Consider the following 23,227-nt stretch of genomic DNA (forward strand, 5'->3'; position numbering starts at 1 on the left):
TGGCTGCGCACCGTAAGCGGACGCAATGTGAAGAAGATTCGCGTCAGCGTAGGGACAGGGTACGCCCCAGGTCAATGGGCGGGGACCGTCAGCCGATGAGGCGCTTGCGCATCCCCCGGACGGCGATGATCCACATCAGCGCGGCGAACAGCACCAGCGCGCCGAGGTGGCCGAGGTCGGCGAGCGGGTGCAGGCCGAACACCGCGTCCCTGACCAGCTGCACGCAGTGGTACAGCGGGTTGAGGTGGGACACCTTCTGCGCCCAGCCGGGCAGCGCGTCGACGGGGAAGAACGTTCCGGCGATCAGGAACAGCGGCGTCACCACGCCGGTGATCACGTAGTCGAACGAGTTGATCGACGGCACCACCGACGACGTCCACATGCCGAACAGGCCGAAGCCGAGCGCGGTGAAGAACGTCACGAACGGCACCAGCAGCATCCCGGGGGACGGGTCGAGGCCGAAGAACAGCGCCACGATGATCGGGGTGCACGAGTACACCGCCGACTTGGCCGCGATCCACAGCGCCTCGCCCGTCACCAGCTCGTGCACGTCCACGGGCGCGGCGAGCATCGCGTCGTAGGTGTGCTGGAACACGCGCCTGATGTAGCCGTTGAACATCCCCGGGAACACCGAGGTGAACAGCGCCGCGGTCCCGACGACGCCGGTCGCGACGAAGTCCAGGTACCGGTAGTCGCCGATCACCGCGACCATCGAGCCGAACCCGTAGCCGAAGGCCAGCAGGAAGAACGTCGGCTCCACCATCGAGGCGAACGACTGCGACTTCCAGTACCGCTTGTAGAGGGCCAGCTCGTGGCGCCAGATCCCGCGGACCGGGGCCGCCTCGAACCGCCGCAGACGCGGCGCCCGCTCCGCCGTCACCGCTTCCGCCTGGACGGTCACTCCACACGCTCCCCGGTCAGCACCACGAACACGTCCTCGAGGTTGGAGGCCCGGCGGACGCCGTCCGGGCCGAGTTCGTCCTCCACGGAGGGCGCGATGGTCTCGGCCTTCAGCACCGACACCGAGGGCCCGGTGCGGCGCGTCGGCAGTCCGGCCGCCCGCGCGACCCGCTCCACCTCCGTCAGCCGGTCCGGCGGCCCGTAGTGCTCGACGACCCGCTCGCCCGCGTACTCGGCGACCAGCGCCGACGGCGTGCCCCGCGCGATGACCCTGCCGTGCGACATCAGCGCGCACTCGTCGGCGAGGCGCTCGGCCTCCTCGATGTAGTGCGTCGACATCAGCACGGTCGTGCCGCCGGCGCGCAGCCCGTCGATCAGACCCCACAGCTCGGCCCGCACCTGCGGGTCGAGGCCCACGGTCGGCTCGTCCAGCAGGACGAGCGCGGGCCGGTGCACGAGCCCGCGGGCGATCAGCAGCCGCCGCCGCATGCCCCCGGACAGGTCGTCCACCCTGGTCAGCTGCCGCTCGGTGAGGTGCGCGATCGCCAGCGCGTCGTCCACCGCCTCGCGCCGCGCCCTGCGCGGCACCCGGTACAGGTGCGCGAACACCTCCAGGTTCTCGCGCGCGGTCAGCTCCTCGTCGAGGTTGTCCTGCTGGGGGACGACGCCCATCGCCGCCCGCGCCCGCTTGGACTCCCGGGGCACGTCGAAGCCGAGCACGCGGATCGTGCCCTCGTCGGCGACCGCCTGCGCGGTCAGCATCTTCATCGTGGTCGACTTGCCGGCGCCGTTCGGGCCCAGCAGCCCCAGGCAGACGCCGGAGGGGACGTCCAGGTCGAGCCCGTCCACGGCGGTGAAGCCGCCGAACCGCTTCACGACGCCGCGGAGGCTGATCGCCGCCGTGCCGGTGCCCTCGCGGGCAGGCGCGATCTCGGCACGATGCAAGGTCATACCTCTCACAGTAGGTAAGGGAGGGATGAATCCCCACCCGTTTTCCACGGGGCCGTCCCCGCCGGGGGATACCCTCTTCCCTGTGGACGTCCCCCATCGCCCGGCGGCCGAGAAGGTCACCAACGTGCGCGACCTGCGCGCGTCCGACGCCGACCGGGAACGCGTCGCCGCCGTCCTGGGCGAGGCCCTCGCGGACGGGCGGCTCACCATCGAGGAGCACTCCGAGCGCACCTCCCGCGCCTACGCCGCCCGCACCCTGGGCGAGCTGACGGGGCTCACCGGCGACCTCAGCCCCGAGGAGGCGCAGCCCATCCTCGTGGACGACCGCCCGGTCTCGGTCTTCTTCGGCCGCACCCGGCGGGACGGGCGCTGGGTCGTCCCGGTGAAGCTCCCGCTCCTGGCCCTGTTCGGGACGGTGGAGCTCGACCTGCGCGAGGCCGTCCTGCAGCGCCGCCACATCGTCGTCGACTCGCTGGTGCTCGGCGGCCGCATCCGGCTCCTGGTCCCCGAGGGCGTCCGCGTGGACGTCACGGGCCGCACCATCCTCAGCACCCGCGACCTGCGGGCCCGTCCCGCGGCCGAGGGCCCGACCATCGAGGTGGGCGGCACGCTGATCTTCGGTTCGGTGCGGGCGCGGGCCCCGAAGCTCTCGCTGCGCAGCCGCGTCCGCAACCGCCTCACCCGCGGCCGGTAGGCCCGGCCGGAGGGCCCGCCGCCCTACACCGCCGTGTCGAAGTTGATCGCGCTGTAGGCGCGCAGCTTGCTCAGCTGGTGCTCGCTGGAGATCGTCCGGATGGTGCCGCTGCGCGACCGCATGACCAGCGAGTGCGTGACCGCGGTGCCCTTGCTGTAGCGGACGCCGTCGACCAGCTCGCCGTCGGTGATGCCGGTCGCGGCGAAGAACACGTCGTCGGAGGTCACCAGGTCGTCGGTGGTGAGCACCCGGCCCGGCTCGTGGCCCGCGTCGGCGGCCTTCTGCCGCTCCTCGTCGTCCTGCGGCCACAGCCGGCCCTGGATCACCCCGCCGAGCGCCTTGATCGCGCACGCGGCGATGATGCCCTCCGGGGTGCCGCCGATGCCGAGCAGCAGGTCCACGCCGGTGCCCGGCCGGGACGCCATGATCGCGCCGGCCACGTCGCCGTCCAGGATGAACTTGATCCGCGCCCCGGCCTCCCGGACCTCCTTGACGATGCCCTCGTGCCGCGGCCGGTCCAGGATGCACACCGTCACGTCGTGCGGCGAGGAGCCCTTGGCGCGGGCGATCGCGCGGATGTTGTCGGCGATCGGGCGCTCGATGTCGACGACGTCGGCCGCCTCCGGGCCGGTCACCAGCTTCTCCATGTAGAACACCGCCGACGGGTCGAACATCGACCCGCGCGGCGCCACCGACAGCACCGCGATCGCGTTGTTCATGCCGAGCGCGGTCAGCCGGGTGCCGTCCACCGGGTCGACGGCGACGTCGCACTCGGCGCCGGAGCCGTCCCCGACCTCCTCGCCGTTGTACAGCATCGGCGCGTTGTCCTTCTCGCCCTCGCCGATCACGACGACGCCCCGCATGGACACCGTGTTGATCAGCTGGCGCATCGCGTTCACGGCGGCCCCGTCGGCGCCGTTCTTGTCCCCCCGGCCGACCCAGCGCGCGGCGGCCATGGCGGCGGCCTCGGTCACCCGGACCAGCTCCATCGCGAGGTTGCGGTCCGGAGCCGACGGCTCGGTGGTGAGGGGGGAGGAAACGGTGGTCTCTTCGGACATGGCGGGGCAGCCCCTTCGGTCGGTGGTGCCTCGGATTCTCCGTGGACCGGATGGCAGGCCACAAATTGGACCAGACCAGCCGGGCCGCGAGCCTTCCGGGCACGGGGTCGAACAGGTGTCCTGGCGCGGGCGGAACGAGCACCGGAAACCACCGCGGCACGGACAAGGGATCGTTTCCCCCTGGGAGAGGGCGTAATCTCAGGCGTCATGAGCAGCGACATCGACGTCCCGTCCGGCGGGGTGACTCAGAACGGGGGCGCGCGGCCCGCGGACGGCCCCGCGCGGACCTCCGACCGCGGGGCCGCCACCCGCGGCGCCCTGCTGGCCGCGGCCAGGGACGTCTTCTGCCAGTCCGGCTTCGCCCAGGCCGCGGTGACCGACATCGTCGCCAAGGCCGGCGCCAGCGTGGGCAGCCTCTACCACCACTTCAACGGCAAGGCGGACCTGTACCTGACGCTGTTCGAGGACTTCCAGGGGCGCCAGCAGGAGCGCACCCGCGAGGCGATCAGCGCGGTCCGGGAGGCCGGCGAGAAGGACCCCATGCGGCAGTTCATCGCCGGCGCGGGCGCCTACCTCAACGGCTGCCTCGACGAGCGGGACGTCGCCCGGCTGTTCATCTCCGGCGACGGGCCCCCCGGGTTCGACCGGGTCATGCGCCAGCGCCTGAACAAGTGGGCCCGCCGCAACGCCGCCCTGTTCCACACCGCCGACGGCGGCGTCGACGAGGCCCTGGTCACGGTGCTGACGGGCGCGATGGCGGGCGCGGTCTCGGAGATCTCGCTGCTGGACGACGAGGACGCCGCCCGCAGGCTGGCCGACAAGATCATGGCCATCGTCGGCACGATCCGCAACCCCGGTACGGAGCAGCGCTGAGGGTGGGGGATCCTGGAGGGGTGACCGACAAGACCCCATCCTCCGCCCCGGAAACCCAGCAGGCGGGGCCCGCCCAGGACGCGCCCGCCGGCGGGCCCGAGACGGACGCCGCGCGGGAACGGCCCGAGACGGCGGCGCCCGCGGGACGGCCCGTCGTCGAGGTGAGCCCCGGCGTGTACAAGCGGCTGACCACGGGGCTCGGCGGCTTCACCATGGCGATGGGCGCCTGCCTGCTGCTCGTGCTGGCGATCTACGTCGTCACGCCGCGCAGCGACGAGGAGGTCCTGCCGACGATCGACTACAGCTCGCAGCTGTGGGCGATGCGCAATGACGCGCCCTACACCGTCCACGCGCCCGAGGGGCTGCCCGCCACCTGGCGTCCCAACAGCTCGCGGGTGAACGGCCTGGACGCCGACGGCAAGGGCCCCGTCGCCTGGCACCTGGGGTTCGTGACGCCCAGCGACGAGTACGCGGCGCTGGAGCAGAGCAACGAGAAGGCCTCGCAGTACATCCCGCGCATGGCCAACAGCAGCCGGCCGGTAGGGACGCAGCAGGTGAACGGCGTCACCTGGACCAAGTACTACCGCAAGGACAAGAAGGCCAACTCCCTCGCCCGGACGCTTCCGGACGGGGTCAGCATCGTGGTCACCGGCACCGCGTCCTACGCGGAGCTGGCCGTCCTGGCCGGGTCGCTCAAGGAGCAGGCGAAGAACGGGGGCCCGGCCCCTTCGGCGACGGCCACGCCGGCCTCCTGAGCCTCGCGCGGGCCTCGCGTCCCCTCAGAACGGGGCGGCCGCGTCGCCGCCGTCCGGCCGTTCGAGCGCCGCGGCCAGCCGGGCGCGGGCGCCCTCCAGCCACTCCTCGCAGACGGCGGCGAGCCTCTCGCCGCGCTCCCACAGGCCGAGCGACTCCTCCAGCGTCAGGCCGCCCGCCTCCAGCCGCTTGACGACGTCGGCCAGCTCGTCCCGCGCCTGCTCGTACGACGGCTTCTCGGCCGTCCCGTTCTCGTCAGCCACCGGCCCACCCTCTCATCCCCCGGGTGACTTCCCGTTCCCCGGGCGGCGACTCGCGGTTCATTCCCGGCCGGTCACGCTCACACCGAGGCGCCCGTCGGCGAGCCGCACGTGCAGGCGCTCGCCGTCCTTGACCGACGCCGACTCCCGCACCACCGACGCGTCCTCCCGCTGGACGATCGCGTAGCCGCGCTCCAGCGTCGCGGCGGGGGAGAGGGCGAGCAGCCGGGCGCGGGTGTGGCCGAGCTCGTCCCCGGCCCGGTCCAGCGCCGCCGACAGGCACCGGCGCGCCCGGTCGCGCAGCGCCGCGACCTGCTCGGACTGCCGCTCGATCTCCCGCACCGGGTCGGCCAGCGCGGGCCGCGAGCGCACCGAGCGCAGCCACGCCAGCTCCCGCTCCACCGCGCCGGACAGGCACCGCCGCCCGCGGTCGCGCAGCTGCCGGACGAGCTGGAGCTGCTCGCGCACGTCCGGCACGGCCTTCTTCGCGGCGTCGGTCGGGGTGGAGGCCCGGACGTCGGCGACGAGGTCCAGGAGCGGGCTGTCCTGCTCGTGCCCGATCGCGCTGACGACCGGCGTGCGGGCGGCGTGGACCGCGCGGACGAGGGCCTCGTCGGAGAACGGCAGCAGGTCCTCCATCGCGCCGCCGCCGCGCGCGATGATGATCACGTCGATCTCGGGATCGGCGTCCAGCGCGCGCAGCGCCTCCATCACCTCGCCGACCGCGTACGAGCCCTGCACCGCCGTGTTCTCCACCCGGAACGCCACCGCCGGCCACCGCCGCCGCGCGTTCTCCAGGACGTCGTGCTCGGCGTCGGAGTCGCGCCCGCAGATCAGCCCGATCCGGCCGGGCAGGAAGGGCAGCGGGCGCTTGCGCTCGGGCCGGAACAGCCCCTCGGAGGCCAGCACCCGCTTGAGCCGCTCCAGCCGGGCCAGCAGCTCGCCGACGCCGACCGGCCTGATCTCCAGCACGCTGAGCGAGAACGTCCCGCGGTTGATCCAGAAGTCGGGCTTGGCGTGCACGACGACGCGGGCCCCGTCGGTGACCGCCGGCCCGGCGGCCTCGAACACCGCGCGCGGGCCGACGACCCGCACCGACATGTTCGCCACCGGGTCGCGGAGCGTCATGTAGACCGTGCCGCCGCGGGCGTTGAGGTCGGTGATCTGACCCTCCACCCAGATGCGGCCGAGCCTGCCGATCCACCCGCTCACCGCCTGAAGGACGGTGCGAACCGGAACCGGGGATTCGGCCGTGGTCTCCATCGCCATGCAGGCAGCCTACGGCGCGGTGCGTGGCCGCCGGGCCGCGCGCCGCCGGTCCCGGCAGAATCCGTGTGACCGAAGAGACATGCCGCCGGGCCACCGATCTTAGCCAAGCTAACTTAGACTGGCTAAGTAATTCCGAGGAGACACCGTGACCGCATCCGAACGCGAGCTCGCCGAGCAGCTCAACCGGCGCCTGCGCCACGTGGTGCTGATGCTCCGGCAGGTCAGCGCCGACCAGCCGATCACCAGCCAGCAGCTGTCCGTGCTCGGCTCCCTGGAGCACGGGCCGCGGCGGATGACCGAGCTGGCCGCCGAGCACGGCGTCCGGCTGCCGACCATGACGGCGCAGATCAACCGGCTCGAACGCGACGGGCTCGTCGCGCGCGGCCGGAGCGGCGCCGACGCCCGCGTCGTCACCGCCCGGCTCACCGGGCCGGGCCGCGATCGGCTGGCCGCCGGGCGAGAGCGCCGGATCGGCTTCCTCGCCGAGCGGTTCGCGGAGCTGACGGACGAGGAGCGCGCGGCGGTCGCCGCGGCGCTGCCCGCCCTCGACAAGCTCTTCGGCGCACCCTGAACCAGCACACGGAGGTACCCATGCACGCGAAGCCCTCGGCGACCCCGAAGGGCGGCGGCATCCTCAGGCAGCCGACGTCGGTGTGGGCGACCGCCTTCGCCGCGGTCGTCGCCTTCATGGGCATCGGCCTCGTCGACCCGATCCTGCCCGCGATCGCGAAGAACCTGGACGCCTCGCCGAGCCAGGTGTCCCTGCTGTTCACCAGCTACTTCCTGATCACCGCGGTGGCGATGCTGGTCACCGGCTGGGTGTCCAGCAGGATCGGCGGGAAGAGGACCCTGCTGATCGGCCTCGCGCTCGTCGTGGCGTTCGCCGCCCTCGCCGGGACGTCCGGGACCGTCGGGCAGCTCGTCGGCTTCCGCGCCGGCTGGGGGCTCGGCAACGCCCTGTTCGTCGCCACCGCTCTGGCCGTCATCGTCGGCGCGGCCTCCGGCGGAGCCGGAGGCGATCCGGGGGGTGCGGGGGGTCGTCCCCCCTCGAAGGGAAAGCGCGGAGCCGAGTCGGCGATCATCCTGTACGAGGCGGCGCTCGGCATCGGCATCTCGCTCGGCCCGCTCGCCGGCGCCCTGCTCGGCGACATGAACTGGCGGTTCCCCTTCTTCGGCACCGCCGCGCTCATGGCGGTCGGCTTCCTCCTGATCGCCACGCTGCTCAGGCCCACGCCGAAGCCCGCCGAGAAGACCCGCCTGAGCGCGCCGATCCGGGCCCTGGCGCACGGCGGCCTGTCCACCACCGCGTTCACCGCGCTGTTCTACAACTACGCGTTCTTCACCGTCCTGGCCTTCACCCCGTTCGTCCTCGGGATGAGCGCGCACGGCATCGGCCTGGTGTTCTTCGGCTGGGGCGTGATGGTCGCGCTGGCGTCGGTGTTCGGCGCCCCCATGCTGCAGCGGCGCATCGGAACCGTCCGGGTCATGCACCTGGCGCTGGCGCTGCTGATCGTGTTCCAGCTCGGGCTCGCGTTCCTCGGGCACGGCGGGATCATTGTCTGCACCGTCCTGTCCGGCATCCCGATCGGGCTGAACAACACCGCGTTCACCGAGGCCGCCATGGAGGTCTCCGACAGCCCGCGGCCCGTCGCGTCCGCCGGGTACAACTTCGTCCGGTGGATGGGCGGCGCGCTCGCCCCGTACATCGCGACGAAGCTCGCGGAGGAGGTCGACGCGAGCCTGCCGTACCTGGTCGGCGCGGCCTGCTGCGCCGTCGCGATCGGCATCCTCGCGGTGCGCCGCCGCCACCTGGAGCCGCTGGAGCGCGTCGACGTCGACCACGCGTTCCAGGATGCCCCCGCGGCGGCCTGACCCCGCGACGACGGAAGCCCCCGGGCGCTCCCGGGGGCTTCCGTCCTGTCGTGCCGCTCAGCCTGCGGCGGCTCAGGTGAGGCCGTTGAGCTTGGCGATGCGGCGCTCGTACATGCGGATGACGTCCTCGCGGCCGGCGTGCTTGCGCTCGTACTCGCGCAGGAGCTTCACCTGGTCGGCGGACAGGCCGCGGAGGCGCGCCCGCAACTGCGGCAGCGTGGCGCTGTCGTAGTCGGGCACCGGCAGATCCTCGGCGATGTGCGCGGCCTCCGCCTGCGCGGCGGGCTTGGCCTCCGGCTTCGGCTCGAAGGCGGCCTCGTCGGCCTTCTTCCCGGCCTTCGCCTCCGGAGCCTTCTTCTCCGGGGCCTTGCTCTCCGGAGCCTGGGCCGGCTTGGGCTCGGCCGCCTTGGGCTTGGGCTTGGCGGGCGCGGGCTCGGCGGCCTTCGGGCTCGGCGCGGGCTCGGCCTGCGGCGCGGGTTCCGGCTTCGGCTCGGACGGCACCGGCTTCGGCGCGGGCTCGGCGACCGGAGCGGCCCCGCCCTCGGCCTTGGCGTGGTGCCTGCCCAGGGCGCCCGGCTTGGCGGGCTTCGGCGGCGGTCCCGGACGGGCGTGCTTGGGCTTGTGGGCCGCCCCGGCGCCGGGCTTGCCGACCGAGATCTCCTCGGTGGCCGCCGACCGCGCGGCGGCCGTCCTGGTGCGGCGCGCGGGCTCGGGCGCGGGCTCGGCCTCGGGCTCCTCACCGCGGACGCGCTCGGCGACCAGCCCGACGACCTTCCCGGCCGTGTGCTGGACGTCGTCGCGCAGCCGCAGGGCCACCGGCTTCACGCCGCCGCCTTCGGTGATCTCCTTGTAGTCCCTGGTCACCCGGTCGCTGAGCAGCAAAGCCCGGCCGACGCCGAACATGGCCAGCCGGACGGCGTGCAGCGGGAGATCCCGGACCTGCTCGCCCACCGTTTCGCGGACCTGCTCACTGAGGCGGCGCGGCGATTTCCTCATCGGACATTCCTCTTCCTGCCTCGTCTCCGTCCCCCTCACTCTGCCCCATCGGTGCGACCCTGGTCACGCGGGGTGAATGGAATTCTGGCAAAGCGTGCCGTGGAGTCGGTCACAGCCCGGCTCCTCGTACGATGGACCCATGACCTCCACCCAGCGCCGTGTCCTGCTCGCCAAGCCGCGTGGTTACTGCGCGGGCGTCGACCGGGCCGTGCAAGCGGTCGAGATCGCCCTGGAGAAGTACGGGGCCCCGATCTACGTCCGCAAGCAGATCGTCCACAACGTGCACGTCGTGAAGACGCTGGAGGAGCGTGGCGCGATCTTCGTGGACGAGACCGAGGAGGTCCCCGAGGGCTCGATCGTGGTGTTCTCCGCCCACGGCGTGGCGCCCGTCGTGCACGAGGAGGCCAGGGGCCTGTCCCTGCGCACCATCGACGCGACGTGCCCGCTGGTGACCAAGGTCCACAAGGAGGCCGTCCGGTTCGCCGCCCAGGACTACGACATCCTGCTGATCGGCCACGAGGGCCACGAGGAGGTCATCGGCACCACCGGCGAGGCGCCCGACCACATCCACCTCGTGGACGGCCCCGACGACGTCGCCAACGTGACCGTCCGCGACCCCGAGAAGGTGGCGTGGCTGTCGCAGACCACGCTGTCGGTCGACGAGACCGTCGCCACCGTCGAGAAGCTCCGCGAGCGGTTCCCCAAGCTGATGGACCCCCCGTCCGACGACATCTGCTACGCCACCCAGAACCGGCAGGTCGCGGTGAAGGAGATGGCGGCGGAGGCCCAGCTCGTCATCGTCGTGGGGTCGACCAACTCCTCCAACTCCGTCCGCCTGGTCGAGGTCGCCAAGGAGCACGGCGCCGACGCCGCCTACCTCGTCGACTACGCCGAGCAGATCGACCCGGCCTGGCTGGAGGGCGTCGCCACGGTGGGCGTCACGAGCGGCGCGTCCGTCCCGGACGAGCTGGTCCAGGAGGTCCTCGCCTGGCTCGCCGAGCGCGGCTACGGCGAGGCCGAGGAGATCGAGTCCGTCGAGGAGAGGATGCGCTTCTCCCTGCCGAAGGAGCTCCGCAAGGACCTGCGCATCACGCCCGTCTAACCCGCGGTCCCGGAGGGCGGCCGGTCGCTGCGGGCGTGGCGGCCCTCCTTGGGCGTGCCGGGGGACTCGTCCCACCGGACGGGGTTCTCGTTCTCCTCCTTCTCGAAGAGGCGGACCCCGACCAGCTTGTCGTGCAGCTCCCGGGCGTTCGTCAGGACGCCGCGCGCCAGGCAGATCACGACCACGAGCAGCGTGCCGAAGAACAGCCACGGCGCGGTGGCCGCGAGCGCGGTGAAGACGCCCACCGTGACGCCGCGCAGCAGCGAGCCGTCGCCGAGCGTGGTGACGAGCACGACCGTGAGCGTGGCGGCGAGGAACACCAGCGGCGGGCTGACGACGAGCGTGAGCAGGTCGGCGGGACGGGTCGCGAACGCGGCGAGCGCGCAGCCGATCGCGAATCCCGCGCCGGCCAGCAGCGGCACGCCGAACCACCGCGACATCAGCCCGCACAGCACCCCGGCGGCGAACATGACGACGATGCCGCCGCGCCCGGTGAGCGTGATCGGGCCGGCCGACTCCGAGCGCGGCGGACCGCCGCGCCGGCGCCGTGCCGGGCCCTCCGGGGAGGCCGAGGAGCCTCCCGGCGCGTCGCGTACCGTCGATGAACTCATCGCCACCTCTTCCCCGTGGGAGGCGGGCCTCCCACACGCCCCGGCCCGCTCCGCTCCCGGACGTCCCGCGGATCGCCCTGCTCGGGGACGCGCCCGCCGAGACCCGCCGCTCCCGCGGCGGGACCGGGCCGGGAACGGTCCCCTTCTGGCAGATGGTCCTCGTCGTCGAGAAGTTCGTCGTATGCGGTCAGTTCGGCCGCGGACAGAGCGCGGGGGCTCTCCTCGACAGGATGAGGGCTTTCCAGGCCCTCGTCCACCACTCCGAGCTCGTTCAGCTTGCGCGCGCTGACCAGAACGCGGGTCTCCAGGGACCCGACCGTCCGGTTGTAGGTCTTGACGGCGCCGGTCAGCGCCCGGCCGAGCTCGTCGACGTGCTGCCCCATCGTGCCCAGCCGCTCGTACAGCTCCTTGCCCAGCTCGAAGACCGCGCGGGCGTTGCGCGAGAGGGCGGCCTGCTGCCACGCGTAGGACGCCGTCCGCAGCATCGTGACGAGGGTGGTCGGCGTGGCGATGTGCACGCGCCGCGTCATCGCGTACTCCAGCAGGCCGGGGTCGCGGTCGAGGGCGGGCGCCAGGAAGGCCTCGCCCGGGATGAACAGCACGACGAACTCCGGCGCCGGGCTGAACGCCTGCCAGTACGACTTGGCCGACAGGCGGTCGACATGGTCGCGCAGGTGCCGCGCGTGCGCGTCGAGCCGCACCGGGTCGCCGCTCTCCGCCGCCTGGAGGTAGGCGGCCAGCGAGACCTTGGAGTCGACCACGATGCTCTTGCCTCCGGCCAGCCGCACCACCATGTCGGGACGGACGGTGCCGTCGGCCGTGACCGAGCTCGCCTGCTCGTCGAAGTCGCAGTGGTGCGCCATGCCCGCCAGCTCCACGACGCGGCGGAGCTGGAGCTCGCCCCAGCGCCCCCTGGCCTCGGGGCGCTGCAACGCCCGCACGAGCGACTGCGTCTCACGCCGGAGCTGGTCGGAGCTCTGCCGGACGAAGTCGACCTGCTTGGCCAGCATGGCGTGCGACTCGCGGCGGCCCGTCTCCACCTCGCGGAGCTGCTCCTCCACCTTGGCGAGCGTCTCCTTGAGCGGCGCGACCAGGTGCTCGACGGCCTGCTGCCGCCGCTGCAGGTCACCGGCCGCCTCGGCGCCCGCCGCCTTGAGCCGCGCGTCCGCCAGCTCCAGGAACCGCTGGTTGCTGGCGTCCAGGGCCTTGGCCGACAGGTTCTCGAAGTGCTCGGCCATCCGCCCCTCGGCGTAGGCGAGCTTCTCCTCGGCCGCGCGCGCCCGCGCGATCAGCGCCCCCTGCCGGCTCGTCGCGAGCGCGTACCCGGCGACGGCGCCGAAGACGGCGCCGACGAGGAGTCCGGCGAACAGCGCGAGGTCCATCCGCTCATCGTGACAGCGCGCCCGCGATCGGCGACCGCGACGCGCCGGGAGGCCCCACGTCACCGGACATTTGGCCCAGTGTTCACCAGGGGGAGGCCGTACGGAGGTTCCGGGCAGCCCGAGGGGTCCGCGAGCGCCCATAAACTTGACGGCCGTGAGCCTCTCCATCGGAATCGTCGGGCTGCCCAACGTCGGCAAGTCGACGCTCTTCAACGCGCTGACCAAGAACGACGCGCTGGCCGCCAACTACCCGTTCGCGACCATCGATCCCAACGTCGGCGTGGTCGGGGTGCCCGACCCGCGGCTGACCGTCCTCGCCGAGCTGTTCGGCTCGCAGAAGGTCATCCCGGCGACGATGGAGTTCGTCGACATCGCGGGCATCGTCAAGGGCGCCTCGGAGGGGCAGGGGCTCGGCAACAAGTTCCTCGCCAACATCCGGGAGACCAACGCGATCTGCCAGGTCATCCGGGCGTTCGAGGACCCGGACGTCACGCACGTGGACGGCGACGTCGCCCCGTCCCGCGACATCGAGACGATCAACACCGAGCTGATCCTGGCCGACCTCCAGACGATCGAGAAGGCGCTGCCGCGCCTCGACAAGGAGGCCCGGACCAAGAAGGACAAGGACAAGCTCGCCGTCGTCGACGCCGTCAACGCCGCGCAGAAGCTCCTGAACGACGGCGTCACGCTGTTCGCGGGGGCCGAGCAGGCCGGGATCGACCTGGAGCTCCTGCGCGAGCTGCACCTGCTCACCGCCAAGCCGTTCCTCTACGTCTTCAACCTGGACGAGAGCGAGCTGACCGACGAGGCCCTGCGCGAGCGCCTGCGCACCCTGGTCGCCCCCGCAGAGGCGATCTTCCTGGACGCCAAGATCGAGGCGGAGCTGATCGAGCTGCCCGACGACGAGGCGCTCGAACTGCTGCAGGGCATGGGGCAGGAGGAGTCCGGCCTGTCGCAGCTCGTCCGCATCGGGTTCGCCACCCTCGGCCTCCAGACCTACCTGACGGCGGGGCCCAAGGAGTCGCGCGCCTGGACGATCCCCAAGGGCGCCACCGCGCCGGAGGCCGCGGGCGTCATCCACACCGACTTCCAGCGCGGCTTCATCAAGGCCGAGATCGTCTCCTTCGACGACCTGACCGCGGCGGGTTCGATGGCCGCCGCCCGCACCGCCGGCAAGGTGCGCATGGAGGGCAAGGACTACGTCATGCAGGACGGCGACGTCGTGGAGTTCCGCTTCAACGTCTGACCGCGGCCGACCGGGCGGGGCCACGACCCGTGTGATTTTGGCGACACCCGGTGCCGGTGCGGCGGACGTGCCGGATGAGCTGGCCAGTTTGGCGCAAAGTGTCGCTTTTTCGACTTCATGTCGGTTATTTCGGCGGGAACGGATTGCGGGCGCCGTCGCCATCCCGTGACCAAGCGACGTCGGAGGCGTCCCGCTTGTCCCCTGCTGAGGCTTGCGCACCGTTCGGAGCCCCAGGTAGGAGAACGTCACCGTTTGGCAATCCTTCCCGTTCCTGCTGAGGTGGATTGCATTATCCGCAACCGCGTGCCGGGGCTGTGTTTCGCTGGGATGCGCTGGAACAATTGACGCCCGTGGTTACCCTGGGCCCGAGGTGGGTTCAGAAAAGCCACCGGACATGACCAGGCAACAGGACCGCGCCGACCGGGGGCGAGGCGCGAGCGGAGGCAGGATGGCTCGCAGGTCGGCCGTGGGACGCGGCCGTGACACCGCCGTAGTCGAGGAGACCGCGGCGCCCGGCCGGGCGCTCGCGGCGTCCGCCGACCCGTGGGACCTGCCCGAGCGCCGCCGCCGAGGCTCCGGCGGCGGCTCGAGCGGCGGCGGCCGTTGGGGCGGATCCGGCGGGCGCTGGTGGGTCTGGGTCGGCCGCGCCGTGCTGTGGGCCCTGATCCTCGTCATCCTCGTCAACGGCATCCGCGCCCCGTTCGAGCGCTTCACCGCCGACGACAAGCCCAGCGCGGACGGCACCGCGTCCAAGGCCCCGAAGAGCGCAGGGTTCCCCAGCAGCGCCGCGGGCGCCTTCGCCCTCCAGTTCGCCAACGTCTACCTCAACTTCGACCAGAAGACCGCGCCCGCCCGCGAGGCGCAGCTGCGGACCTTCCTGCCCGACGGCGCCGACGCCCAGTACGGCTGGAACGGCGTCGGCAAGATGCAGGTGCAGTCCGTCCAGGTCGCCGGCGTCGACGCCCGCGACGCCAGCAACGCCACCGTGACGCTCCTGGCCCGGACCGCCGACCGCTGGCTCCGCCTCGCCGTCCCGGTGTACGCCGACCGGAGCGGCTCGCTGGTCGTCTCCGCCCGTCCCGCCCTGCTCCCGCCCCCGACCAAGGCGCAGCTTCCCGGGGACGGAGTCCAGGAGCGCGACACCTCGCTCGAAACCGAACTCCAGCCCTTCCTCGGCACCTTCTTCAAGGAGTACGCGAACGGCAACCAGGCGGCCCTGTCCCGCTTCTCCAACGGGGCGACCATCGCGGGCCTGGCCAAGACCGTCGTCTTCGTCCAGGTCAAGGAGGTCGTCGCACCGAAGGGGCCCGAGGGCTCGCGCACCGTCACCGCGACCGTGGTGTGGCAGCCCGCCGGCGGCGGCGGCGGTGAGCTCGAACAGAGCTACCAGCTCGCCATGGTGAAGAAGGGGACGACCTGGCTCGTCCAGGACATTCGTGGCACCACACAACCGGACGCATCATGAGAGGCCGCGAAGTGAGCACCACGCCCCCCGAACCGACCGCCGGCCTCGGGACGGGCCGGCTCGCCGAACGGCTGCGCGGAATCCTCGGCCCGCCGTTCCACCTGATCGACGTGACGATTCTCTTCCGGCTCACCCGCGACCTCACGCGGTCCGCGCGATTCATCTGCCCGGCGATCGGGATCGGAGTGGTCTTCTACGTACCGAACATCATCGAGACCACGGCCTAGGCGATCGCCAAAGGCCCTAGGCGTGGACGCCTGACCTCGGGCGGAGGTCGGCAGGCGGCACGGTGCTCGCGCAGTTAGGGGAGTAGGGGCGTGGATCTACCCACGTACACGAACATCTGGCGCATCGAGAAGCGGCTCTACAAGCTGTACGACCTGCGGCTTCCGATGCCGCTGCCGCTGGTCCAGATCGGCGTCTTCCTCGGCGTGTTCGTGCCGTGGATCGTGCTGCTCCGGGTCGTCGGGATCCCCTTCGCGTCCCCCTGGCACGTGCTCTACATCGTCCCGCCGGGCGTGCTCACCTGGCTGGCGACCCGCCCCGTCATCGAGGGCAAGCGGCTCACCGAACTGCTGCTCTCGCAGGGCCGCTACCTCGCCGAACCCCGCACCTGGTGCCGCCTCACCCCCATCCAGGAGCCCCGCGAGGTCGTCATCGTGGCCCGCGTCTGGCGGCGCACCGGGGAGGCCGCCCCGGCCGCCGCGATGGAACGGGCCGCGATCAAGACCCGCCGCCGCGCCCGCAGGCGCGCGGCCGAGCCGGAACCCGCCGCGGCCCCCGCCGCGACCCCGGTCCTGGTCCCGCGCCCCGCGGCCGCCGCCGCGCCCCCGTCCCTGGTCGACTACGCGGCGCAGCGCGAGCCCGCCCCCGCCGCCCCGTTCCCCGCCGCCTCCGAGCCCGCCGCCCCGCGGGCCGCCGTCCCCCCGCCCGCCGCGCCCGAGCCCCTCGTCCCGCCGAGGGCGTGGCGCCGCACCACCCGCGACATCTCGCACGAGGACGACGTCCTGGCCTTCCCCGCCGGCGCCGAGCAGCCCCCGGCGACGCCGAGGTTGGAGGTCCCTCCGCCGGCCTCGCCGCTCGGCTCCGGCAAGCGCGCCCTGGCCTCCGGCGTCCGCCGCCCGGGCGAGCAGGCCGAGTTCTGGCAGGCCGCCCCGTCCGGCGAAACCCGGCCCGACGTCCCCCAGCAGTCCCGCCCCGACGTCCGCAGGGCCGCCGAGGAGATCGCGGGCGCCCCCGAGCCGCCCCGTCACGAGGACGAGCAGCCCCCCGCGCCGCCGGGCGTCCGGTGGACGCGCCCCGCCGAACCGGGCGACGGCGTCACGCGGCAGCCGCCCGCCGAGCCCGAGCAGGCCCGCGACGCCGACGGCGACCGCGTCCGCGTGAGGCAGGCGTTCAACGGAGAGCCCGGCGACACGAAGGTCGCCGGCACGCGCACCCCGCACCCGGCTGCCCCCGCCCCCCAGATCCCCGCCGCGACCCGCCCCGACATCCCCATGGTCCCCGGCGCCTTCGGCGCCCAGCCCCCGCACCACCGCGCCGCGGAGCCGGTGCGCCCCCCCGCCCCCACGGAACACCCCACCGCACCGGAGCAAGGCGCGGCACCGCCGACCCAGCCCCCAGAGCCCCCTCCCGCACAGGCGGAACGTCCCCCCACCGCACCGGAGCACCCCACCCCGCAGCGCGAGCGCCCCCCCACGCCGCCGGAGCACCCCGCCGCGCAGGGCGAGTGTCCCCCCGCGTTGCCGGAGCGTCCCGCCGCAGAGGGGGAGCGTCCTGCCGCGTTGCCGGAGCGCCCCGCCCCGCAGGGGGAGCGTCCCTCCGCGTTGCCGGAGCGTCCCGCCGCGGAGGGTGAGCGTCCTGTCGTGGAGGGTGAGCGTCCCGCTGCGTTGCCGGAGCGCCCCGCCGCGCAGGGCGAGTGTCCCCCCGCGCTGCCGGAGCAGCCTGCTGCACATGGGGAGCGTCCTGCTGCGCAGGGGGAGCGTCCTGCCGCGTTGCCGGAGCAGCCCGCCGCGCAGACGGAACGTCCCCCCGCCGTGTCGGAGCGGCCCGGTGCGCTGCCGGAGCAGGGGGATGGGCAGGCGGTGCGGCCGCCGGTGGCGCCCGGGTGGACTCTGCAGCGGCCTCCCGCGTCGCCGGAGCGGGAGGTTCCGCGGCCCGAGATGCCCGCCGCGTCGGCGGAGCAGGCCAGCGCGCCGCCGGTGCGGCCCGTGCCGCCGCAGCAGGTGCCGCCCATGCGTCCCGCCGCGCCTCCCGAGCAGCCCGGGGTCCTGCGGGAGCCGCCCAGGCCCTGGTCGAAGGGGCTCTCCAAGCCGCAGCGTCCGGACGTTCCCGAGCCGGCGGCGCCGCCCGCGCAGGACGTGCCGCCCGTGGAGCCGCCGCGTCCGGTGGAGCAGCGCCCGGTGGAGGAGGAGGCGCCGCCGCGGGACGTGCGGTCGCAGCCCGCGTCGCCCGTCCGGCCGCGGCCGCTGCCGCCGCCGCCGGCGCCACCGCCGTCGGGTCCGGCGATCACGCCGCCCGGTCCCGAGCACGAGGTGACGTCCGGCGGGCTGCGCCGGCTCATCCACGCGGTCGGCGGCGGGCACGGCGAGGTCGACGCCGACTACCAGCAGCGGATCCAGCAGCCGTTCCACGGGACGCGGCACGTCGTCGTGCTCGGCTGCACCGGCGGCGCCGGGCAGACCGTCACGGCGCTGATGCTGGGGCACACGTTCGCGCAGCACAACGGCGAGCCGGTCGTGGCGATCGACGTGAACCCCGGGCCGGGCGCGCTCGCGCGCCGCACCCGCAGCGACACCAACGAGACGCTGACCGGCCTCATCACGCGCGCCGACCAGGTCTCCAGCCTCACCGCGATGCGCCGGTACACCTCGCAGGCCAAGTCCGGCCTCGACGTCATCGCGGCGGGCAAGAACCCGCTGCAGGCGCTCGACGACCGCGACTACGCGCTCGCCATCCGCACGATCGACAAGTTCTACTCGGTGACGCTCCTGGACGCGGCCGCCGCCGTGGTGGCGCGCGTCCTGCCCTACGCCGACCAGATCGTCCTCGTCGCGCCGGCGAGCGCCGACGCGCCCCGCGCCGTCGCGATGACGTTCGAGTGGCTGGACGGCCACGGCTACGAGGAGCTGCGGTCCCGCGCGGTGACGGTCATCAACGGGGTGAGCCGCCGCAGCATGGACGACGTCGAGCAGGCCGAGGCCGTGGCCCGGGGCCGCTGCCGGGCGCTGGTGCGCATCCCGTGGGATGATCACCTGAGCATGGACCGCGCGCCGCGCAACGAGCTGAAGTCGTTGCGCACCCCCACGCGGCGTGCCTATCTTGCCCTCGCCGGCGTCGTGGCCGGCGGCTTCACCGTCATGCCCGAGCGTTACCAGGAGCTTCAGCAGGAGCAGGAGGCCACCCGATGAGCGCCCCTCGCGGGCATCGAGCGGAGACCGAAGTGGACCGGGCATTGCTGGCGGACGCGCCTGACGTTCATGACCGTCCGGATGGCGAACACTCTCCCGGGCAGCCCTGTGCGGCCGCCCGGCGGTGGAGAGAATCGTTGATCGGAACCGGCGTCGGGAGGACGGCATGAGCAAGTCGAGCCGACTGGCCGTTCGGTACTTCGACGACCGCGTCCTGCTGACCGACAGCGCCGCGTGGGCGTACTTCCGGCTCCCCACGGTGTCCTACGAGTTCACGACCGGTGAGGAGCGCGAGGCGCTCGCCACCAACATCACGATCGCGCTGGCCGGCATCCGCATGCAGGACGCCGAGGTCCATCTGCGGATCGGGCACCGGACGTATCCGGCGGCGGAATGGGCGCTGGCGCTCGACCGGACGTCCGACGGCGGCCCCGGATGGCGGGAGTACCTGGAGGAGACCTACGCCCACGTGTGGGCCAAGGACTTCTGGACCAAGGAGGTCTACCTCGGGGTGCGGCTCGGCCCGCGCGGCATGGGCGCGCACCTGTCGGGCGGTGTCCTGCCGCAGCTCCTCAGGGCCTACAAGCGCAGCGAGAGCGTCCTCGGCGTGCACGACGACGCGGTCGACAAGAGGGAGATCGCGCGCTGGACCGAGCAGGCCGACCGGATCGGCCGCGCGCTCGGCGGGTCCGCCCTCTACGCCAGGCACGCCACCTCCACCGAGGTCGCGTGGCTGTTCCAGCACGCGGTGACGGGGGCGCTGGCCGACCCGCCGCCGTCCGCCGTCCCGCGCCGGACGTGGGGCAAGGGCGAGATCGAGTCGCTGGTGGAGGGCGCCATCCACAACGGGCGCTCGTACCTGCGGATCGAGCAGCCCAACTTCACCGGGGCGGGCGGCGGCGCCACGGCCGCGTCGTACGTCGCGTACCTGTCGTTCGCGCGGTTCCCCGACATGATGCCGTTCCCGGACGGCGAGCCCTGGCTCCACTACGCCGACGCGCTGCCGTTCCCCGTCGAGATCAGCGCGCGGATGAAGCTGATCCCGCCGGCGAAGGCGTCCAAGGACGTCTCGCGCAAGCTCGCGCACGCCCGCGACATGGACCAGCACATCCGGGAGGCGGGCGCGGAGGCGCCGATCGCGCTCGCGGAGCAGATCGACGCAGCCCGGATGCTGGAGCACGGCATCACCAAGGAGCGGCTGCCGTTCGTCTACGGGTGGCACCGGCTGATCGTGTCGGCGCCGACCGAGGCGCTGCTCGCGCAGCGCGTGGACGCCGTCGTCGAGCACTACCGCGACATCGGCATCGACGTCGTCAACTCGACCGGCGACCAGTTCTCCCTGTTCCTGGAGTCGCTGCCCGGCGACCAGATCCGGCTGAACGCCTACGCGCAGCGCCAGCCGCTGCGCACCATCGCGGGCGGCATGCCGGTCGCGACCGTCGATCTCGGCGACCGCACCGACGACGAGGGCGGGGGCTGGGTCGGCCCCTACATCGGCGAGACGCTCGGCCGGGCCCGCGCCATCGTGCACTTCGACCCGCTGGTCGCCGCGGCGCGCAACCGCCCGACGGCCGTGGCGATCACCGGGGAGCCCGGCGGCGGCAAGACCACGCTCGCGCTGCTGCTGATCTACCAGATGGCGCTGCGCGGCGTCACGATCGCCGCGATCGACCCGAAGGGCGACGCCGAGTCGCTCGTGGAGCTGCTCAAGGCGCGGGGCCGGAAGGCGCGCATCCTGCCGCTCGGGTCGGCGGCGCCCGGCCTGCTCGACCCGTTCTCCTTCGGCGACGACCTCGCCACCAAGAAGATGATGGCGACCGAGACGCTGCGGCTGCTGCTGCCGCGGATGTCGGAGGAGCGCGAGTCCGCGATGATCCAGGCGGTCGGCGCGGTCGCCAACGCCGAGCGGCCCTCGCTCGGCCGCGTCGTCGACTACCTGGAGGGCGCCGAGGACCCGGCGTCCAAGAACCTCGGCGCGGTGCTGCGCTCGATGTCGGAGATGCGGCTCGCGCGGCTGTGCTTCGACCCGTCCGGCGGCGAGCGCATCGACAGCGCCGGCTGGACGACCGTGTTCACGCTCGGCGGGCTCACCCTGCCGGACGTCACGATCCCGCGGGACGACTACTCCTACGAGCAGCGGCTGTCGGTCGCGCTGATGTACCTGGTGTCGCAGTTCGCGCGGCGGCTGATGCACGGCCTCGACCGGCGGCTCCCGAAGGCCATCTTCCTGGACGAGGCGTGGGCGATCACCTCGACGCCGGAGGGCGCCAAGCTGGTGCCCGAGGTGTCGCGGATGGGACGCTCCCGCAACACCGCGCTGATCCTGGTCTCCCAGAACGCGGGGGACCTGCTGAACGAACAGGTGACGAACTGCCTGTCCTCGGTGTTCTCGTTCCGCTCCACCGAGCGGGTCGAGGTCGGCAACGTCATGTCCCTACTCGGGGTCGAGGCGTCCGACGAGCACAAGGCCGTGCTGCGCAACCTCGGCAACGGCGAATGCATCTTCCGTGACCTCGACGGCCGAGCGGGGCGCATCGGCGTCGACCTGATCTCCGAGGAACTGCAGCGTTGGCTCGACACCAACCCGACCCGGTCCCGTCCGGGCACGTCCGAACTCACCGCCGCGGGGGCCGAGGTCGAGGAGGTCTCCCGATGATGGGGTCCCGCGAGGGGGCGGCGCGCCTGCAGCGCTCGCCCGGCGAAGGACTCGACCGCAAGGCCCTGCGGCGCCCACGGCGCCTCCGGCGCCGCCGCAGCGCGCCGCGCACGCGCCGTTCGGTGCTGCTGCTGGTCGTCATGGCGCTGTTCATGCTGGGGCCGCTGTCGCCGGCGTCCGCGTCGGTCCCGCAGCTGCCGAACCCGCTGAACGACGCGTGCAGCCCGGCCGACCATCCCGCGCCCGAGCAGTACGGATCCGGGACGGACGGCATGATCAAGCCGCCCGACTACCCGGACGAGAAGCTGCAGAAGACGCCGGTCGAGAGGCTCACGTACTACGACCGGTACGGCACCGCCGGGCAGACCTGGTACGCGGTCGACATGGGCTGCTCGGACGCGATGTCCATGATGGGCAACGCGATCGCGAACACCGTGTTCACCCTCGTCCGGACGATCGACCGGACGACGATCAGCGTCTACCAGGCGGCCGCGTCGGAGTCGCTGCTGAGCTGGCTGAAGGACACCGTCGACGGGGTCATCACCAACATCGGCAAGACGTTCAACGCCCGCTACTGGTCGTGGGTGATCATCCTCGGCGCGATCTGGCTGGCCTGGTGGGGCCTGGTCCGCAGGCGGGCGAGCAAGGTCACCGAGGGCGTGATCTGGATGGTCGCCGCGATGGTGGCGCTGACCTGGCTGATCACGCGGCCCGCGGACTTCACCACGCTCGGGACGAAGGTGTCCGAGGCGACCAGCGCCGCGTTCAGCGCCGCGCTGCCACCGAGCGACACCAAGGGCGGGACGTGCATACCCGTCCCCGAGGGCAGGCCCGACCCGGCGACGTCGAAGGACATGGACGCGACGTCCCGCAACGCCAACGCGCTGTGGGTGGCGCTGGTTTGCAAGCCGTGGCTGCAGGGCGAGTTCGGCACCAGCGACCCCAACGCGAAGATCATCAAGCAGAACGCCGACAAGCTGCTCTGGTCGCAGGCGGTCGACCTTCCGGAGACGTACGGCACGAACAAGGTCGACCTGGGGAAGAAGTCCGACGCCTACAAGGACGTCACGAAGGACATCAAGGACAACCATCCCCAGAACTACGCGCTCTTTCAGGGCAAGGACTGGCAGAACCGCCTGGGAGTGTCGCTCATCGCGCTGTTCGCGGCGCTGGTCGCGGGCCTGCTCATCATGGTCATCGCGCTCGCGCTGATCGTCGTCAAGATCGCGTTCCTGCTGCTCCTCGTCGCGGGGCCGATCTTCCTCGGGATCGGCATCCATCCGGGCGTCGGACGCGTCGTGGCCATCCGCTGGCTCGAACTGCTGCTGTCCATGCTGCTGAAGCAGGCCGCGCTCATCGGGGTGCTCTCGCTGCTGTTGTGGGCCTACAGCCTGATCCTCGGCGAGACGCTGCCGTGGGGCCTCCAGGTGGTACTGATCGCGCTGGTGACGTTCGCGGCGTTCGTGTACCGCAAGCCGTTCCAGCACCTGTTCTCCGCCGTCGGCTACTCGGCGGTCGGGGCACGGGGCAAGGGCGAGGCCGAACTCGGCAAGTCGGTCGCGGCGGCCCGCAAGAGCACCGAGGCGATGCCGCCGGTGGCCGCCTACCAGATGTTCCGCAAGGCCAAGAACGACCCGGCGATGGCGGCCGCCCTCGCCGGCGGCGTGACGGGCGGCGTGGTGGCGGGCCGTGCTCTGCGGAGCGTCCGTCACGACGGTGTAGACGTAGC

The 23,227-nt window shown here is 72.8% G+C and carries 20 protein-coding genes; 12 read left to right on the forward strand and 8 right to left on the reverse strand.

Translation table 11 applies throughout. From position 1 onward, the window contains the following. Nucleotides 1-88: 88 nt before the first annotated feature. Complete coding sequence (locus tag AB0K37_RS07325; RefSeq protein ID WP_363976195.1) at nt 89-901, reverse strand: ABC transporter permease; 813 nt, start codon at nt 899-901, stop codon at nt 89-91. Further along, nucleotides 898-1,851 (reverse strand): ABC transporter ATP-binding protein, encoded by a 954-nt coding sequence (locus AB0K37_RS07330; RefSeq protein WP_363976198.1) that lies wholly within the window; start codon nt 1,849-1,851, stop codon nt 898-900. Before AB0K37_RS07330 ends, AB0K37_RS07325 begins: the two co-directional genes overlap by 4 nt. 82 nt (nt 1,852-1,933) lie before the next feature. On the opposite strand from AB0K37_RS07330, the gene AB0K37_RS07335 reads away from it, so the two are divergent. Then, complete coding sequence (locus AB0K37_RS07335) at nt 1,934-2,545, forward strand: DUF1707 domain-containing protein (protein WP_363976201.1); 612 nt, start codon at nt 1,934-1,936, stop codon at nt 2,543-2,545. A gap of 23 nt (nt 2,546-2,568) precedes the next feature. Here the strand turns inward: AB0K37_RS07335 and glpX are convergent, their stop codons facing one another. After that, nucleotides 2,569-3,603, reverse strand: coding sequence for a class II fructose-bisphosphatase (gene glpX / locus AB0K37_RS07340; protein ID WP_363976204.1), 1,035 nt, complete (start codon nt 3,601-3,603; stop codon nt 2,569-2,571). 207 nt (nt 3,604-3,810) lie between these two features. Here glpX and AB0K37_RS07345 point away from each other — a divergent pair, with 207 nt between their 5' ends. Both AB0K37_RS07345 and AB0K37_RS07350 read left to right on the forward strand, forming a co-directional pair. Further along, on the forward strand, nt 3,811-4,476 hold the full coding sequence (locus tag AB0K37_RS07345; protein ID WP_363976207.1) for a TetR/AcrR family transcriptional regulator: 666 nt from the start codon (nt 3,811-3,813) through the stop codon (nt 4,474-4,476). 20 nt (nt 4,477-4,496) lie between these two features. Beyond that, a complete protein-coding gene (locus tag AB0K37_RS07350) occupies nt 4,497-5,231 on the forward strand; it encodes a DUF4245 domain-containing protein (protein WP_363976209.1) in 735 nt (244 codons plus the stop codon). Between the two features lie 24 nt (nt 5,232-5,255). Here AB0K37_RS07350 and AB0K37_RS07355 read toward each other — a convergent pair whose 3' ends face one another. Beyond that, nucleotides 5,256-5,492 (reverse strand): exodeoxyribonuclease VII small subunit, encoded by a 237-nt coding sequence (locus AB0K37_RS07355; protein ID WP_353834475.1) that lies wholly within the window; start codon nt 5,490-5,492, stop codon nt 5,256-5,258. A 57-nt stretch (nt 5,493-5,549) separates the two neighbouring features. After that, nucleotides 5,550-6,758, reverse strand: coding sequence for an exodeoxyribonuclease VII large subunit (xseA, locus tag AB0K37_RS07360; RefSeq protein ID WP_363976212.1), 1,209 nt, complete (start codon nt 6,756-6,758; stop codon nt 5,550-5,552). 145 nt (nt 6,759-6,903) lie between these two features. Here xseA and AB0K37_RS07365 point away from each other — a divergent pair, with 145 nt between their 5' ends. Together AB0K37_RS07365 and AB0K37_RS07370 are read left to right on the forward strand one after the other, a co-directional pair. Continuing rightward, on the forward strand, nt 6,904-7,329 hold the full coding sequence (locus AB0K37_RS07365; protein WP_345176996.1) for a MarR family transcriptional regulator: 426 nt from the start codon (nt 6,904-6,906) through the stop codon (nt 7,327-7,329). A 20-nt stretch (nt 7,330-7,349) separates the two neighbouring features. Next, nucleotides 7,350-8,630: an MFS transporter gene (locus AB0K37_RS07370; RefSeq protein ID WP_363976215.1), complete on the forward strand. Its 1,281-nt coding sequence runs from the start codon at nt 7,350-7,352 to the stop codon at nt 8,628-8,630. 72 nt (nt 8,631-8,702) lie between these two features. Here the strand turns inward: AB0K37_RS07370 and AB0K37_RS07375 are convergent, their stop codons facing one another. Continuing rightward, on the reverse strand, nt 8,703-9,626 hold the full coding sequence (locus tag AB0K37_RS07375) for a hypothetical protein (RefSeq protein WP_363976218.1): 924 nt from the start codon (nt 9,624-9,626) through the stop codon (nt 8,703-8,705). 139 nt (nt 9,627-9,765) lie between these two features. Between AB0K37_RS07375 and AB0K37_RS07380 the strand changes: the two genes are divergently transcribed. After that, complete coding sequence (locus AB0K37_RS07380) at nt 9,766-10,728, forward strand: 4-hydroxy-3-methylbut-2-enyl diphosphate reductase (protein ID WP_363976219.1); 963 nt, start codon at nt 9,766-9,768, stop codon at nt 10,726-10,728. Here the strand turns inward: AB0K37_RS07380 and AB0K37_RS07385 are convergent. Continuing rightward, complete coding sequence (locus tag AB0K37_RS07385) at nt 10,725-11,339, reverse strand: DUF6542 domain-containing protein (protein ID WP_363976222.1); 615 nt, start codon at nt 11,337-11,339, stop codon at nt 10,725-10,727. The genes AB0K37_RS07380 and AB0K37_RS07385 overlap by 4 nt on opposite strands. Further along, nucleotides 11,336-12,721, reverse strand: coding sequence for a DNA recombination protein RmuC (locus tag AB0K37_RS07390; RefSeq protein WP_363976225.1), 1,386 nt, complete (start codon nt 12,719-12,721; stop codon nt 11,336-11,338). The genes AB0K37_RS07385 and AB0K37_RS07390 overlap by 4 nt, the downstream gene beginning before the upstream one ends. A 154-nt stretch (nt 12,722-12,875) precedes the next feature. Between AB0K37_RS07390 and ychF the strand changes: the two genes are divergently transcribed. The 6 genes from ychF to AB0K37_RS07420 all read left to right on the forward strand — a co-directional run. Then, nucleotides 12,876-13,967, forward strand: coding sequence for a redox-regulated ATPase YchF (gene ychF, locus AB0K37_RS07395; RefSeq protein ID WP_345177010.1), 1,092 nt, complete (start codon nt 12,876-12,878; stop codon nt 13,965-13,967). A 448-nt stretch (nt 13,968-14,415) separates the two neighbouring features. Further along, on the forward strand, nt 14,416-15,432 hold the full coding sequence (locus tag AB0K37_RS07400; RefSeq protein ID WP_363976229.1) for a conjugal transfer protein: 1,017 nt from the start codon (nt 14,416-14,418) through the stop codon (nt 15,430-15,432). An 11-nt stretch (nt 15,433-15,443) separates the two neighbouring features. Next, nucleotides 15,444-15,659, forward strand: a complete 216-nt coding sequence (locus AB0K37_RS07405) for a hypothetical protein (RefSeq protein ID WP_363976232.1) — start codon at nt 15,444-15,446, stop codon at nt 15,657-15,659. Nucleotides 15,660-15,749: 90 nt separating this feature from the next. After that, nucleotides 15,750-18,842 (forward strand): TcpE family conjugal transfer membrane protein, encoded by a 3,093-nt coding sequence (locus tag AB0K37_RS07410; protein ID WP_363976235.1) that lies wholly within the window; start codon nt 15,750-15,752, stop codon nt 18,840-18,842. A gap of 166 nt (nt 18,843-19,008) precedes the next feature. After that, the gene (locus tag AB0K37_RS07415) at nt 19,009-21,498 is read left to right on the forward strand and encodes an ATP-binding protein (protein WP_363976238.1); all 2,490 of its coding nucleotides are present in this window, start codon (nt 19,009-19,011) and stop codon (nt 21,496-21,498) included. Beyond that, nucleotides 21,495-23,227 (forward strand): type IV secretion system protein (locus AB0K37_RS07420; protein WP_363976241.1); only part of this gene is annotated, 1,733 nt, incomplete at its 3' end. The genes AB0K37_RS07415 and AB0K37_RS07420, both read left to right, overlap by 4 nt.

Origin of the sequence: Actinomadura sp. NPDC049753, from assembly GCF_040674655.1 — a bacterium.
Taxonomy (GTDB): domain Bacteria; phylum Actinomycetota; class Actinomycetes; order Streptosporangiales; family Streptosporangiaceae; genus Spirillospora; species Spirillospora verrucosospora.

Bases quoted from the DNA above. Each gene is read 5' to 3' on its own strand.
- AB0K37_RS07375 (WP_363976218.1), bottom strand. From the start codon at position 9,626: ATGAGGAAATCGCCGCGCCGCCTCAGTGAGCAGGTCCGCGAAACGGTG.
- xseA (WP_363976212.1), bottom strand. From the start codon at position 6,758: ATGGCGATGGAGACCACGGCCGAATCCCCGGTTCCGGTTCGCACCGTC.
- AB0K37_RS07415 (WP_363976238.1), top strand. From the start codon at position 19,009: ATGAGCAAGTCGAGCCGACTGGCCGTTCGGTACTTCGACGACCGCGTC.
- AB0K37_RS07380 (WP_363976219.1), top strand. From the start codon at position 9,766: ATGACCTCCACCCAGCGCCGTGTCCTGCTCGCCAAGCCGCGTGGTTAC.
- AB0K37_RS07390 (WP_363976225.1), bottom strand. From the start codon at position 12,721: ATGGACCTCGCGCTGTTCGCCGGACTCCTCGTCGGCGCCGTCTTCGGC.
- AB0K37_RS07370 (WP_363976215.1), top strand. From the start codon at position 7,350: ATGCACGCGAAGCCCTCGGCGACCCCGAAGGGCGGCGGCATCCTCAGG.
- AB0K37_RS07385 (WP_363976222.1), bottom strand. From the start codon at position 11,339: ATGAGTTCATCGACGGTACGCGACGCGCCGGGAGGCTCCTCGGCCTCC.
- AB0K37_RS07330 (WP_363976198.1), bottom strand. From the start codon at position 1,851: ATGACCTTGCATCGTGCCGAGATCGCGCCTGCCCGCGAGGGCACCGGC.
- AB0K37_RS07345 (WP_363976207.1), top strand. From the start codon at position 3,811: ATGAGCAGCGACATCGACGTCCCGTCCGGCGGGGTGACTCAGAACGGG.
- glpX (WP_363976204.1), bottom strand. From the start codon at position 3,603: ATGTCCGAAGAGACCACCGTTTCCTCCCCCCTCACCACCGAGCCGTCG.
- AB0K37_RS07400 (WP_363976229.1), top strand. From the start codon at position 14,416: ATGGCTCGCAGGTCGGCCGTGGGACGCGGCCGTGACACCGCCGTAGTC.